16 protein-coding genes are annotated in these 15,022 nt (G+C 42.5%); 1 reads left to right on the plus strand and 15 read right to left on the minus strand.

Features of this window, described 5'->3' with window-relative positions; translation table 11 throughout:
- Positions 1–202 precede the first annotated feature (202 nt).
- From KJS69_RS25990 to KJS69_RS26010, 5 genes are all read right to left on the minus strand, one after another.
- The gene (locus tag KJS69_RS25990; protein ID WP_213586728.1) at positions 203–1,216 is read right to left on the minus strand and encodes a phosphotransferase enzyme family protein; all 1,014 of its coding nucleotides are present in this window, start codon (positions 1,214–1,216) and stop codon (positions 203–205) included.
- A 339-nt stretch (positions 1,217–1,555) separates the two neighbouring features.
- Positions 1,556–2,833, minus strand: coding sequence for a TRAP transporter large permease (locus tag KJS69_RS25995; RefSeq protein ID WP_213586729.1), 1,278 nt, complete (start codon positions 2,831–2,833; stop codon positions 1,556–1,558).
- Positions 2,830–3,390: a TRAP transporter small permease gene (locus KJS69_RS26000; protein ID WP_213586730.1), complete on the minus strand. Its 561-nt coding sequence runs from the start codon at positions 3,388–3,390 to the stop codon at positions 2,830–2,832. Before KJS69_RS26000 ends, KJS69_RS25995 begins: the two co-directional genes overlap by 4 nt.
- Positions 3,391–3,452: 62 nt before the next feature.
- A complete protein-coding gene (locus KJS69_RS26005; RefSeq protein ID WP_213586731.1) occupies positions 3,453–4,490 on the minus strand; it encodes a TRAP transporter substrate-binding protein in 1,038 nt (345 codons plus the stop codon).
- 66 nt (positions 4,491–4,556) lie between these two features.
- Complete coding sequence (locus tag KJS69_RS26010) at positions 4,557–5,570, minus strand: zinc-binding alcohol dehydrogenase family protein (protein ID WP_213586732.1); 1,014 nt, start codon at positions 5,568–5,570, stop codon at positions 4,557–4,559.
- A gap of 337 nt (positions 5,571–5,907) precedes the next feature.
- On the opposite strand from KJS69_RS26010, the gene KJS69_RS26015 reads away from it, so the two are divergent.
- A complete protein-coding gene (locus KJS69_RS26015) occupies positions 5,908–6,582 on the plus strand; it encodes a GntR family transcriptional regulator (RefSeq protein WP_249730712.1) in 675 nt (224 codons plus the stop codon).
- A gap of 269 nt (positions 6,583–6,851) precedes the next feature.
- On the opposite strand, the gene KJS69_RS26020 is transcribed toward KJS69_RS26015, so the two are convergent.
- The 10 genes from KJS69_RS26020 to KJS69_RS30060 form a co-directional block, all read right to left on the minus strand.
- Complete coding sequence (locus tag KJS69_RS26020; protein WP_213586733.1) at positions 6,852–7,736, minus strand: hypothetical protein; 885 nt, start codon at positions 7,734–7,736, stop codon at positions 6,852–6,854.
- A gap of 91 nt (positions 7,737–7,827) precedes the next feature.
- Entirely contained in the window at positions 7,828–9,228 is a 1,401-nt protein-coding gene (locus KJS69_RS26025) for a sensor histidine kinase (protein ID WP_213586734.1), read from the minus strand.
- A 2-nt stretch (positions 9,229–9,230) separates the two neighbouring features.
- Positions 9,231–9,878 (minus strand): response regulator transcription factor, encoded by a 648-nt coding sequence (locus tag KJS69_RS26030; RefSeq protein ID WP_213586735.1) that lies wholly within the window; start codon positions 9,876–9,878, stop codon positions 9,231–9,233.
- Positions 9,879–10,336: 458 nt separating this feature from the next.
- Positions 10,337–10,567 carry a hypothetical protein gene (locus KJS69_RS26035; RefSeq protein ID WP_213586736.1) on the minus strand — a complete coding sequence of 77 codons (231 nt, stop codon included), beginning with the start codon at positions 10,565–10,567 and terminating at the stop codon, positions 10,337–10,339.
- A 224-nt stretch (positions 10,568–10,791) separates the two neighbouring features.
- Positions 10,792–11,166 (minus strand): MazG-like family protein, encoded by a 375-nt coding sequence (locus KJS69_RS26040; protein ID WP_249730713.1) that lies wholly within the window; start codon positions 11,164–11,166, stop codon positions 10,792–10,794.
- A 37-nt stretch (positions 11,167–11,203) separates the two neighbouring features.
- Entirely contained in the window at positions 11,204–12,100 is an 897-nt protein-coding gene (locus tag KJS69_RS26045) for a polysaccharide deacetylase family protein (protein WP_213586738.1), read from the minus strand.
- A gap of 193 nt (positions 12,101–12,293) precedes the next feature.
- A complete protein-coding gene (locus tag KJS69_RS26050; RefSeq protein WP_213586739.1) occupies positions 12,294–13,325 on the minus strand; it encodes an NADH:flavin oxidoreductase/NADH oxidase in 1,032 nt (343 codons plus the stop codon).
- 181 nt (positions 13,326–13,506) lie between these two features.
- Positions 13,507–13,941: a MarR family winged helix-turn-helix transcriptional regulator gene (locus tag KJS69_RS26055; RefSeq protein ID WP_213586740.1), complete on the minus strand. Its 435-nt coding sequence runs from the start codon at positions 13,939–13,941 to the stop codon at positions 13,507–13,509.
- A 117-nt stretch (positions 13,942–14,058) separates the two neighbouring features.
- Entirely contained in the window at positions 14,059–14,391 is a 333-nt protein-coding gene (locus KJS69_RS26060; protein WP_213586741.1) for a hypothetical protein, read from the minus strand.
- A gap of 429 nt (positions 14,392–14,820) precedes the next feature.
- On the minus strand, positions 14,821–14,946 hold the full coding sequence (locus KJS69_RS30060; protein ID WP_283777487.1) for a hypothetical protein: 126 nt from the start codon (positions 14,944–14,946) through the stop codon (positions 14,821–14,823).
- Positions 14,947–15,022: the final 76 nt, after the last annotated feature.

Raw genomic sequence — 15,022 nt, forward strand, 5'->3', positions numbered from 1 at the left:
CTTCTATATGGATGGGCCTTCGGATGGTAGGAATACAAAGCCAAAACTCGCCCTGGAAGCATCTTTCTTTCTCCACTTCATGAGCTATTCAATCATTAGTTCAATTTATATAGAATGGTTTTTTACAGAACTCTATGTTATTACTGAATATTCCCTCCGTCAATCCTTCATTGACTACTGGAAATATGCTCCAAATAATCGATTATTTCACAGGTTCGATCACATGGAATAGAAACGGGGCATCATTTAAGTATTCTCTTATGTATGCTAGAGCGTACGGTTGTTCATCCATTAAACTGGAGGATTCTCTCGGATCGGAAGCGTGGTGACAGTAATTTTCGATCATGAACATGACGAAGAAGCATTGCAGATGCTGAACGTAGTCCGGTTCCAGCTTTCTTACGCTCTCGTAGCCTTGGATAAACGTCCGTCGCTGCTTTGGATAGAGCTCCAATAACGCGCCTGCCATATCATAGAGATAATAGCCATATCCACACCTTCCGAAATCAATCGGGTAAGGGCGTTCCTCGTTGAAAACAATGTTGCCTGAATGTAAATCCGCATGAATAAGTCCGTAGTTATGGTCGTTCCGGTGCATTGCAGCCAGTTCCGTTACGATCTTCTCAGCTGCAGCTTGATAAGACCTCCATGCCTCGTCTGATAAAAAACGCGGGTAAAACCGTTCCAGCTTGACCATATCCCGTCTGAAACTGTCTACTCCCCATTGGGGCCGGACAAAATCAGAAGGCGGAACGAAGTTCGCAGCCGCTTCATGCAGTCTACCCATCATTACGCCCATGCTATAAACACGGTCGTCGGTAAATTTGCCGCTTGCATGCTCCCCCTCTACCCACCGCATCATCGTGACATAGGGGCGCTGATATCCCTCTTCCGTACTTATCTCCAATACATAAGAGCCATTGCAGCATGCCAGCCCTTCCGGTACGTTCAGATCAGCCGATTGATTCAAAGCCTCGAGCAGAGAAAGCTCCGAATGAATTTCTTCTATGCTCAATCGATCTGAATGAATACGCAGCAAAAAACTTTCCCCTGTACTTGTCTCAATTTTATACGTAATCGTATCGGACAGCTGGATAAATTGAATGCGCTCCCATTCCAGGTCATATTGCTGCAGTGCCGTTAAAGCAACCTTCCTCGCTCTGGCTAGCAAAGACCGTCTGCTTTCATCCGTGTCATATCGAAAAAATTCATGCATCTTCCGCCCCCCTAACTGTAATAAACATCACTGCAATAATATTGCTGTATATCCAATTGTAGTAGAAGTAACACTTTAAATATATATAATAAACATTTAGAAATTATAGGTTACACAAAAAAGTCACATCGAATTTATTTCCAATGTGACCTTAAATGACCTATTTCTTTGAATTTTTAATACCACAGGGAACCACCCTTCCTAAAATATTGTTTCAGCACCAACCAGGTTTTTTTGCCCATTCTGCAAGTCAAGTTGCGCGCAAAAAGCTAAAACCCCGCAACTGGCAGCATTCGACGGCCAGATGCAGGGTTTAATGAATAAAGGAATGTTGATCGGTTAGTGAAACCATTCAAGCGGAACCATAACAAGAGACGGAAATAAGGTCAGAAGCAGAAGAACAATTATCTCCGCGATCAGAAATGGCCAAACTCCCTTCATAATATCGTCCATCCCTATTCTTCCCACACCAGCCGCTACATTAAGCACAGTCCCCACCGGTGGTGTCAAAAGACCGATGCAGTTGTTGAGTACAAACAGGATTCCGAAGTAAACAGGATCTATCCCTGCTTGTACAATAACCGGCATAAGCACAGGTGTAAGAATTAGAATGGTAGGCGTCACATCCATCGCCGTTCCTACGAGCAGTACGATTAAATTGATAATTAGAAGCAAGAGCAATTGGTTATCCAGAAATGGATCTAGGATGCTCGTCAACTGACTTGGAATATTGGCCACTGTAATTAACCAACTGGATACCATGGCGGCCGCAGCCAGAAGCATGACGATACTCGTTGTTTTGGCCGCAGCTATCAATACATGGTACAGCTGCTTTAATTTCAGTTCCCGATATACGACAAGTCCGACGAATAAAGCGTATACAGCTGCAACAGACGCCGCTTCCGTAGGGGTAAAAATCCCTCCACGTAAACCGCCTATAATAATAACGGGCAACATTAGCGCCCAAACGGCCGAGCGGGTAGATTGCCATCTTTCTTTACCGGACTTACGCGGTTGTACCTTAAACTTTTCTTTTCTGACAACCAGAGTCCAGGTTATTGCTATAGCTACAGCAAGCAGCAAACCTGGTACGATTCCTGCCATAAATAACTTCGAAATCGATACCCCTCCCGTGACGCCGAATACGATCATAGGGATACTTGGAGGAATGATAGGCGCAATAATTCCACCAGATGCAATCAGCCCTGCAGAGCGGTTGCGATTATACCCGGATGCCACCATCATTGGAATAAGGATAGCCCCTAAAGCAGCGGTATCCGCCACAGCGGACCCGGACAACCCTGCAAATAATACACTGGCAATGATCGCTACATATCCAAGACCGCCACGGAGATGCCCTACATAGGCCAACGCGAAGTTAATAATTCGTTTGGATATTCCACCCGCATTCATTAACTCACCCGCCAGAATAAAGAACGGGATCGCCATTAACGGAAAATTATCAGCGCCATCAATCAAATTAGAGGCTATAATTTGAGTATCGAAAATTCCCATAGCAAGCATTAATATGACGCCGGTCATTAATAAGGCAAAAGCAATCGGGACCCCTAACGCCATAACACCCAGCAGCGAAAAAACAAATATTGCAAATGTCATGGTTTCTTAGCTCCCTCTTCCATAGTACTTTCCATATCCTTCTGCTCAACCAGCTCTTCGGAATCGCTTGTCATGATTAAATCATCCAAATTAGTTTTCCCAAAAATTACACGATACAGCTTGAGCAGGATGATGAGAGCCATACATACGCACATAACCGGTCCGATTCCATAAATATAAGCATAGGGCATACCGGTAGCCGGTGCCGACTGATCGATATTGAGCAGGGTTAGCTTCCAGCTTCCATCAAAGATTAACCCAAGCGTAATCAGTATCAATCCATTGGAAATCGTATAAACGATCTTTTTCCCTTTGAGGGGCAGCTTCTTGACAAAGATATCGACTCCCAGATGCTCATTATCTTTCAGCGCAAGAATCGCTCCTAAGAAGATTAGCCAAATGAACAGAAACCGCGATACTTCTTCCGACCATGTAATGCCCGAATTAAATGCATATCGCAGGATAACGTTTCCAAATACAAAGATGACCATCAGGGAAAGACAAATAGCTATAATGATCTTCAAAAAGGTACTAATCCTATGAATCAATTTCTCCACAAAGAAACACACTCCTATAGAAAGAGAGAGGGGGGCCCGCGACCCCTTTCCCTCTCAAGCTGTTATTCATTTGCTTGTTTCTTAATTCTATCGACAAGCTCTTTCGCCCATGGATATTTGCTGTAATATTCTTCATAGATCGGCTGTATGGCTGCTTCCATTTGTTCTTTGAAACTGTCATCCGGAGTAATAAACGTCATCCCTTTATCCATGAGGAACTGCTTGTCAGATTCATAGCTCTCTTCAGACAGCTGCCATTCATAATCGGCATAAGCCTTCGCGGCATCCTCTAAAGCCTTCTTTTGATCTGCAGACAGTTTTTCCCACAGCTTTTGATTCATAATAAGAATGTTCGGAGTAAATCCGTGACGAGACTCCAGAATATGAGATTGAACTTCATAAAAACCGGATGATTTCACCACACCTATCGGATTATCCTGTCCGTCTACTACTTTTTGTTCCAGGGCGGTAAACACTTCCGAAAGAGGCATTGGAGAGACATTAGCCCCTAATAGCTTGCCTAATTTTACAAATATAGGAGTGTTAGGCATGCGAAGCCGAAGGCCCTTAAAGTCATTCATACTTGCAACCTGTTTGCTTGATGAAATCATGCGAAAACCGTTAGCGCTCCAAGTCAATGCATGTACACCATGCACTTTTTCCAGCTCAGCCGCCATATCTTGTCCGACCGGACCATCCAGCACCGACTTGGCATGGGCAAAATCGTTCAGTAAGAAAGGCCACTCTACAGCGCCCATGATCGGAATATCCGCTTGCATAATCATTCCGGGAAGTCCCATTTCAATGGTTCCGTTCCGAACACCGGTGTAAAACTCCTTCTCGCCGCCTAATTTATTGTTATCATAAATTTCTACCTTCAAGCTTCCACCAGATAATTCTTCCACCAATGGTTTGAACTTCTCATTCAATGCAACGTTCTGAGGATGATCCGGCGCATAATAGTTGGCTACTTTAATGGTATAGGATTTATCTTCGCTGCCTCCCCCACCTGCCGCAGTATTGTCTGTCTTGCTTCCACAAGCCGCCAAAATGGTCGTTGCAGCAAAAACGAGTGCTAATACGCTTATCCATTTTTTCATAATCCAATGACCCCCATAATCAGTTAATAATTTATTTTCAAAAAGATATCATCGTTATTTGCTCCATTACAACGTTATCATTGCTTTTATCGTGTTGGACTCTGGTTCCATGAACGTTTCAAATTTCTCAATGATTTGGTCGAACGGAGTTCTTGAAGTAATATAAGTATCCGTATCCATATGTTTCTCTTGAATCATCTTGATTACATATTCAAAATCTTCTCTTGTAGCGTTACGACTCGACAATAAGGTCAATTCTCTTCTATGAAATTCCGGGTCCGGGAAAGAGAGATCCGCTTGAACCAGTCCCACATAGACTATACGCCCGCCATGCGCCGCATACTGGTAAGCGTTATTCATTGAATGAGTATTGCCGGTTACATCAAACACTACTGTCGGAAACTCACCGTCCGTAATTCGCTTAATTTCTTCCAGCGGGTTATCCAATGCGCTTACTGTATAATCAGCAGATGTCCATTGCTTGCTAAATTCCAAGCGTTGATTACTAATATCCAGGGCAATAACCCGGACGCCTGCTAATTTAGCAAATTTCATGACACCGAGACCAATAGGTCCAGCCCCGATCACAAGCGCAAATTCCCCTTGTTTTATCTCCGCTCGTCTTACAGCATGAGCTCCAATACTAAAGCATTCTACCGTCGCGGCCTGATCCAATGTAATGTGATTCGTTTGTATGAGGTGAGTGACGGGAACGGTTATATATTCTTGCATTCCGCCTTCTGTATGAACGCCCAGCACTTTTAGCTTATGGCAGCAGTTAGGCTTCCCATTTCTGCATGCAATACATTTACCGCATTCCAGATATGGAATAATCGTTACGGCATCGCCAACCGCAAATTCACTCTGTTCCGCATGAATACTTTCAATTTCCCCTGCCAGTTCATGACCTAATATGCGAGGGTAACTAAAGAAGGGCTGACGGCCCCGATAAGCATGATAATCCGTTCCACAAATGCCGATACGTCGAATACGTATTAGTGCTTCTCCTTCCTTCACCGATGGCTGTTCTACTTCCCTCATAATAAATTGGTTAGGCTGTTCACATCGAATGCTTTTCATAGATTTCTTCTCCTTTGTGTCTAAATCCAAATCAAAATGAATGCGGTAACAATAAAACCGTTAAATTATGCGACTCTATCACCTTAACTTAATTAGTATCTGTAACATGTTACATGTTACATTCCGCAAATATAGATTACAATTATAATTATTATTCGTCAACAATTTTTTAAAGCGCCTTCACCCTTTCTAAATTTCATTATTTTTATTGGATTTCAATCTTCTTCGATATGCGAATCATATAGGAATTGACCGTTCTTATTGCAATCGTTTATAATTTTGTAAAATGTTAAATATTACGTTATAGCGTTGATATAGAGAAACGAGGGATTTTATTTTGTCCGGTATAATTGAAACATCTCTATTAGCCAAACAAGTTTATAATGTGATTAGGGGAAAAATCATCGGCGGCAAATACAGTCCTGGTGAAAAACTGGACATTCATAAACTGGCGGATGAATTCGGCGTCAGTCGCTCTCCCGTTAAAGACGCCATTAACCAATTAGTTCATGAGGGTCTCATCGAGATTATTCCTCGTAAAGGAACTTATGTAACTCAATTAAACTTTACCGACTTTATTGAATTGCATGATGCCCGTCTCATGATCGAAATGTGGGCCGCACAAAGAGTAATCAAAACCATCTCAGACGATCAAATTCATCAATGGGGACAACTGGTTCAAGAAATGAATTCTTTGCTGGAGATAAACCCCTTTCCTTTCGAAATATATAATAATTTGGATATGAAATTTCATAGAACTTTAGTGCAATGGACAGGTAACAAAAAGGTGCAAGATATTTATTTTGCTTTAAATACACATGTTGCTCTATCACGTGTCGTTTATTCTACTTCTTTTGAGAGTACCCTACGGAGGCACAAGGACCACCAAGATCTATACGAAGCCATGCGGGAACGCGATCTCGCCACTTTCTTAGGGATACTACAATTGCATATAGATAGTGTGAAGCAGGAATCCGAATCGTGGTGGAATGATTTACAGAAAAGCGACTGAGAATATCATTTAATGCCAATAAAAAACCGTGCATTTGTTGCGCGGTTTTTCAAGTTAATCTGCTCCATCATCAGATCAAATGCCAAAAAGCTTCAAGAGCGCCGAAAAGGGCGCCCCTAAAGCTTTATTAGGATATGTAGAGGTTGATGCATGGTCTAACCTCATCAAGCCTCACCTAAACCAGCCTCGCAAAATGTTTATTATTCGCGGCAGGATGGCACGAATCATCCAACCGAGGTAACCATACAATTCTATCATGCTCTTGGCGTTTACTTTATTTCCAGCAGCATAGGGGAACCATTTTCCTCGATTTTCTTCATTAACTCGTCCGTAATAATAAATTCCTCAGTCTTCTCCTTCAGTTCCTGCTCAATCCGCTTTTCCAGACGCTCGGTTTCTTCAATCCAGCTGCTATATTCTATAGTCAGCAAGTCTTTATCATATCTGGAGAAAGTGAGCCGAGCCACCTCCCCTTTATCCGATTTCACCTGGAAGGTAATATCCGCATTCTTGGCTGTCCCGTCGTTAGTTGTCTGATACCCCTGTGATCTATACTCCACCGAGGTCACTTTACCCGATACCAACTGATATTTTTCTGCTGCGGCCTTCGCCAGATCTTGATACTCCTGATTGTTTTTCAGCAGATTGATATCCATTCCTTCAGGAATGTCTGCCTTGTGATAAGCCCACTTCGCTATCGAATGATTTTCTCCAGTAACGGCATCCAGAGCGAAGGTATACGACAGCGTATCACTAATGCTAACATTGACTTCCCAAATAGGGCGCAACTGTATTGTGCTGATCGGATTATAGGTCATTTCCAGCGTTTGGCCACTTAGATCGGCCTGAAAGATCCGCCACAAATTCTGACTGGCCAGCTCCGCAGCCTCCTCCATCTTCATGTCATTCACGGTTGGCTGGTCCTGACCAACAAATTTTACCGTATAATCCTTCTTCACGTAATCGTCAGGTACGTTGTTGTTAACTGACTCCGCATAAGGAATGTTGTAGTTGGTAGGAATCGCTTGCGTTTTACCGAATTCAGCCGCTTTCACCGTTTGACTAATACCGCCGAATACCATTGCAGTCACCGCGATGGCCGCCACAGATCCAAGCACAATTTTTTTCATTTCTTTTCCTTTAGCCGTTCTCATCTCATTCCATCTCCCTAGAATTTATAATTGGTAGGATGTGTTCATAGTTGTAAGTATATAAGCGCGAAGTTATCAAACCATCACGAACTTATTATGAACTTGTAAAAATTAGTTTGGCTGTCGTGCCTACACCCGGCTCGGAGGTAAAGCTCAGCTCTGCCCCGTGATTAGCTGCAATCTGCTGGCAAAGCGTTAAGCCCAATCCCGCTCCGCCTCCAGAGCGACTGCGGGAAGAGTCCACTCGATAGAATGCCTCTGTAATATGAAGGAGATGATCCTCCGTCATTCCCTTACCGTTATCGTGAACAGAGATAACTTTACGTCCATTCTCCAGATCGGCGATCAATTGAATGACTCCATCCAGACCGCATGCTTTCATCGCGTTATCGATCAAATTAATGAGCAGAATATGCATCAGATCGGCATCGCACAATAACGTATCAAAGTGATACTCATAAGTCATCCGAATGTTATTTTCCGCTGCCTTCATGAACACCGATTGCTCAACCTCGCGAACGAGCTCTTCCATAGGAACCTCGCTCAGCTCGATCTGGTTCCCACGGAGGGTGGCCATGTCCAGCAATCGATAAGCGATCTTCTGAAGTCTGCGGCTCTCGGACATAATGTACCGGGTCGCGAATAGCTTGTCCTCTTCTGTGCGAGCGACCTTCTGAATATATTCCGCATATCCATAAATGGCCGTGAGAGGAGTTCTGAGCTCATGAGCCAAATTATCGACAAACTGCTGCTTCTGTTCCGCGGCTGTAGCCAGCTGCTGCATCTGACTCTGAATTTCCTCCGCCATATGGTTGAAGCTCCCGGCCATCTCCGCAAGCTCGTCATGGCCCTTGATCTCAATCCGATTCTCATATTGTCCCTGCGCAATACTCTTGGAAGCCGCCGAAATTTGCTTAAGCGGCTTGAACACGCGATTCAATACAAGTAATAGACAGACGGCCAGCAATCCGCAGAATAACATTCCGTATAAAAACAACATCACCGTCATTTGGTTCCACGAAGAGATGATGTTGGACACATCATAATTATAGGTGAGCGTGTAGGTATCGTATGGCGCAGGCAGGGCACCCGCTACGCTGATATATTCCTTCCCTTCGAGCTTTTCCATCGAAACCAGACGTTCATTCGCCTTGGAAATACGAGGTGCTTTGGGAAATGGCCCGGAATCTCCCATGATATCCGTATAAAGCTGCTGGCCATCCTTGGTAACGGTCAGAATCACTTTTTGCTTGCTATAAAAGTCAAAGTAAGAGCGATAGAGCGATCGGATTCCATCTTCTGTCGAAGTCCCCCTATTCTCCAAAGCATTCAAGTCCTTAGCATAAGACGATGCGATAAAATAATGCTCCCGGAGACTGCGATCTTTAGAGCTATCCAAATTGCTCTTGAGTGTCACGACCGATGCTAATAAAATCCCGCTGTAAAAAAACAAGAGGAATAGAATGAGCGTGAGCAAAAAAGTCCGCGATTTCATCTCTACACCTCCAGACGATATCCCAGCTTATAGACCGTTTTAATTCTGCAATCCATATCCAGCTTCTTTCTCAGCTTCTGAATATGAACATCCACCGTCCTTGTATCGCCTACATAGTCATAGCCCCAAGCCAGCTCCAGCAGTTTGTCCCGAGATAGAGCAATATTGCGATTAGTCACCAGCACCTCGAGCAAATCGAATTCTTTGGGCGTACATTCAACCAGATTTTCATTCAGAAAGACTTGTCTGCTTTCAAAATCGATTTTTACCCCATCCAGCTCAAAATGTTTGCTTTCCTTCTTGGTACGTCTTAACACCGCATCCACTCTTGCCAGCAGCTCCAGCATCTCAAACGGTTTGACCAGATAATCATCCGCGCCAAGAGTTAGGCCCTTCACTTTATCCGACAAGCTGCTTCGTGCCGTCAGGAAAATCGTAGGGGTCTTGCGAATCTGTTGAAAAACCTCGTATCCGTCCAGCTCCGGAAGCATGATGTCCAGCAAGACAAGATCGACTTCGTGCTGTGCCAGCTCATGGACGGCTGCCTTTCCATCAAATACAGAAATACATATATGTCCCACCGATTGCAGGTTTCTTTTGATTAGCTCGTTGATTGGAATTTCATCCTCGACAATTAGAATTGTTGCCACCCGGAACCACCTCTTCTCTAGCATAGCATGGAGATGTAATAGAGTTGTAAAAAACCATCTAATCATATCTCGGCTTGAACGGGCGCCCTGTTGGTTTTACTCATGAAAAAAACCCCTAAAAGCGAAGTTTTAGAGGCACACATTTTATACTATTCCAATGGTCGCTGATTTGGGTGTCGTATTAAAAAGATTTCAACATCTTTGCCAACTAATCTATAAAATACTTTATACGGGTCTGACTTAACAACTGACACTAATACTATTCTAAGGTCAACAGGTAAGTTTCGAATAACAACTTGCCGCCCTGGAATATAAACGGAAAAGTCTTGTCGTTCAAAATACACCTGAACCGTTTTCTTTAAATGCATAGCAATATTGGATAATTCAATACTGGCACGCCATCGATCCAAATTAATTAACGATTCAATGGCTGACTTTCTCCACTTCACTTGCATAGCTTAGTACCTTAACATTTTAATAATTTGATCATCAGGGATTATCGGATTACTTTGATTTAGGGCTTTTAGCAGTTGCTCTTCTTCGGCAGGATCTGTAACCTCGTATATGCCTTCCTGGTTTACTTCATTAACTTCCATTAATAAAAACTTCCGATCACCAACCTGGATATAGGGAAAGCCAGATTGAATAACTTTAATGATATCTTCGTTGTCAATTTTCACCGGCTTCATAACATCACCTTCCGGATGGATTTATAAATAATATTATACATTTTATCCATGGTATTTACTACTTAGGGGCCTTAACAATGACACTCCTCCATCTTTATGCATCCGTATCATAAAATCGATCTTCTGGAGGAAACAGCCTTAAGTCTTTATTAGAACTTTCATCTGAATTCTTTTGCCTTGAATAAAAAATGAAGTATTAGACCATGGCGAACAACCGCAAAACATTACTTATTGTATTTTTTTCTTATTTCATCAAGCTTAGCACGTAGTTCCTCTTCCAAATCATATTCGAAAAAGTTAGCCAGTTTACACAGATAAGCAAGACAGTCTGCTAATTCTTTGCCCAAATTTTCTCTGATTTCTTGTTTCGCCTGGGAATAGGCTTCATTTAGTTCTAACCCTGTGTCAGCAAGGTCCCTTGTTCTATACATCATGGTACGAAACTCTTCGGCTACTTCGGCAACCTCGGTTGTAAGAAGCATATGGATATATAGAAGAAATTCTTTACTGGACTGATAGTCATGTTTATCAACCCGGTCCCAGCCCATATCCTCTTGGAATGTTTGATAGAAATCTTGAACCGCTTTCAACTCTATCACCCTCACGTTCGTCAGTTTAATGATACTTATCATTATATTACATAGAATTCCTTTGAAAGGCCCTGATAATCTTCCAGGATATCAGCTTTATGTTCTCTTTCTCGAATAAAGCTTTAATTTCAGGATCGCTAAATAAACGATATTCCATTTCTCTTTTTCGGTAATGCGGAGTCAGTGCTTTTAATTCTTCCGTAGCGAGAGATGGATGAGTGGTGATTTGGGTTATCCCCGGCTTCAAATCGATAATCTTACTGATTAGTTCCTTCTTCATAACCTCATACTCTTCACCCGCTCCCAAAGGATAAGGAAGTCCTGAAAGATCATCGATCAGAGGGATACCGCGACTCCTTGCGGACTTGATCCTTTGTTTAAACCGTTCCTTGTGTCCATCGCTGATAAAAGGCTGCTCCAAAATCCCAAGCGGCAAATTAAAAGGAAGCTCAAATTTCTCACATAAATCAAAGACAACTTCCAAAAAATCACGACCGTGATTAAGCCCCATAACGCTTCCCGCATGGCTATCCAAATGGGTTGGGTCGATCCCAAACGAGATCGCTGCTTGAATTTGTGCCTCCAGTTCGGCCCTAACTTCTTCAGGATCAGCATTTAGTTCTACTTCCGACACATCACGGGGAAAGAATCCCTGCTTGGTAATTAGACTATTCAAGGTTCTTTCTTGGCAAACCGGTCTATACAATTGGTTTTCGGCGCTAGTCAATGTTAGATGAATTCCCACATTCTCCAGATGATTCTGTTGACAAAGGATCACCGCTTCTCTTGCCCACAAGCACGGAACCATAAGGGATGCGGAAGTAATCGAGTTCTGGTGAAACAAGTCGACTATCGCTTGATTGGTCGAATGAGTTATGCCGAAATCATCGGCATTTATGATGACGAGCCGATCTTTTGGACAAAATCCCAGCACTTCAATCATGTTATTCCCTCCTACATTGGATAACCTAACAGACCCTCAACAATGAGAAAAGGACGCAAACACGGATTCGTGTTCACGTCCCTTAAGGTCATATGGAGATATTAGATTTTTGATTATTATATATCAAAATTTTGGAAAGTAAATAATTATTTTTGTAAATTGGTCTTAATTCAGAATTCCATTTCACATTCCTTCATGTTCTTGGGAATCCGGAAAGATATTGCTTGGGTAAATAGCTCTCTTTATTAAGCTGCACAGCAGCTTCTAAAGTCCAGTAAGGATTTCTCAACATACCTCTTCCTACAGCGACAAGGTCCGCCTCTTCGTTTCCTATAACAGCGTTTGCCAGTACTGGTTCATCCAATCTTCCGACCGCTATGACCGGAATATTCAGCACCTGCTTAATTTCTCTTGCCAAGGGGACTTGGTATGCAGCATGTGTCCCCGGTCTCCCCCAAGCAGCAATCGGACCTTCTCCACCCGCAGAGATATGGAACATGTCTACCCCTGCATTCTGATAGTGTTGTGAAAATGCCAAGCTCTCTTTAATCCCATATCCGCCTTCTACGTATTCTTGGGCAGATATTCGCATAATTAACGGCATATCAGCAGGCATTTCGCTTTTGGCAGCTTGAATTACTTCTTTCCCGAATTTAGTCAAGTCCCTGCCATACTCATCGGTTCTTTGATTCGTTAACGGCGAATGGAATTGGTGAAGCAAGTATCCGTGAGCGCCGTGAAGTTCAATAGTATCAAAGCCGGCTTTAACGGCACGTTGTACGGAAATACGGAACTTTTCTACCATTTGTTTCACTTCATCTGTAGAAAGGGATCTAGGCATTTTTGATTTCTCGTCAAAGGGAATTGCTGAAGGTGCAACCGGAACAGCGGCATCCTGTGCTTTGCGTCCCGCGTGAGCAATTTGAATGCCTACTTTCGCTCCGTATTGATGGCAAGCCTCCACAATTTTGGCTAAGGCAGGTATATGATCATCGGACCATAATCCAAGGTCAAAATCCGAAATACGACCATCGGGCTCCACATCCGTCATTTCAATAATGATGAGGCCCGTTCCTCCAATAGCACGGCTCACATAGTGTATGTAATGCCAATCTGTAGCTATTCCATCTTTGTTTGTTACTGAATATTGACACATCGGAGGCATAACTACGCGGTTTCTTAGCTCCAATTCTTTAATCTTGTAAGGGCTGAACAGATGATTCATCGCTATAGCTCCTTTCCACATTTTCCGATGACCATTAACCGAATGGATTTCAATTCGAAATAAAATGTATGCGCATGCATATAAAATAACATGCTCCAATACTGCTCGTCAAGTACCAGGCAGTCTATTCGCAAGAGAAGGGATTCCGGGTATCGAGATAAAAAGCAGTCCGATTTGTCGGTTATTTGCTATTCTGATAAATTAATTTTTGTAACAGGCTCTGGAATTCTTCCCCTGAAAATTCTTTTGCAAGGACAGTTTTAAATGTAACTAAAGCCTTATCGAGCTTTTCTTCACCTATATCGGTTAGTGAAGTGTAGACAGCTCTGCGATCATCTTGGCAGATATCTCTTTTTAAGGCTCCGCAACCTTTGGCTTCAAATCGGCTTACGAGTCTGGATATGGCACTTTGACTTAAACCAACCATATCCTCCAACTGTTGCAGTTTCAATTTCTTATCCGGGGCCTCAAATAGAAATAAAAGTAAATAAAATTCTTTAAGTGATAATTGATGCTTATCTTGCAGAACAGCCTCTAGTTTATTAGCAATGGACATTTGAATCTGAGTTAATGATAACCAGTTTGTTATAAGAATATTCATTTTCTCATTTTCCATATAACGATCACCTTTTCCTAACGGTATGGCAAGTATCCATAGAGAGTACAGCCATAATGAGACAATTATTATTACATTATACCATCTATTTTAATAATTTACGGTCTGACCATCGAGCTACGGGCCACTTACTGAATACTGTGAAGGAATCTCCCCATCAGAGTAGTAACGAATGGTTTTCCCCTTCTCCTGGGCATACTCAATTTCTTTTCTGGTGCTGCTGCCTATATAACCATCCACATCAATAACGAATATTTCGTCTGAAATATCAATTTTCCTCATATGTATTTTTCCTAGCAATTCAGCTTGTTCTTGCGTTATTTCAAAACCTTCGCTCTGTTCAAAGAAAGCTAATCCAATAACTATGTTTCCTTGAAGAGTCAGGTAGGCATTCGCTTGTTCAAATTGTTTCTTGAATTTAGTAGAACCGCATAAAGTGATAATTCTCAAGATACTCTGTCCTTTCTCAGTTAGCTTACCGTGAATTTTATTAACTTTATCATAGCAAATGAACCATCTGCCTGGTAGTGGAAAGGGGGATGGATGAACTATCCTGAAAATTAGCATACTTGGCAACATTCGTTGGTCCCAAGATACTCTCCATTCCAATTAGCCTACTCGCAGACTTAACAGGCTAGATGGATTGTATGCAGCTAATTTGCTTCCTCAGGGCAAAAAAATTGATACTTAATGGAAAAACTCCATCTATTTTGTCGCAATAAGAGCGTATCAGCAAAAAACTGCGATTCTAGCTGTATCTTTTCCAATTAGTTACCTCGATTTTCGCCATTCGCTTCAATTTACCTACACAAACTACAGCTAGATCGCATATTTTCAGGCGGAGAAGTGAGATCGCTTATATCCAGGAACGGAATACAGTCATGCCCCCATGCCGCTGAATCGGCACCATGCCAGCATCACCGATATGCCCCCTTTAAAAGGAATGTCCATCAGCATTTTTAACATACATGACAAAACTCCCGAAATCCTGCTATAATGCTTCATATATTTCCCCCTATTAAGAAAAAAAGGTGAAACCAAATGCTCTCATTTACCAGATTAACCAAATGCAAGCCCCCCA

Origin of the sequence: Paenibacillus sp. J2TS4, assembly GCF_018403245.1 — a bacterium.
Lineage (GTDB): Bacteria > Bacillota > Bacilli > Paenibacillales > NBRC-103111 > Paenibacillus_L.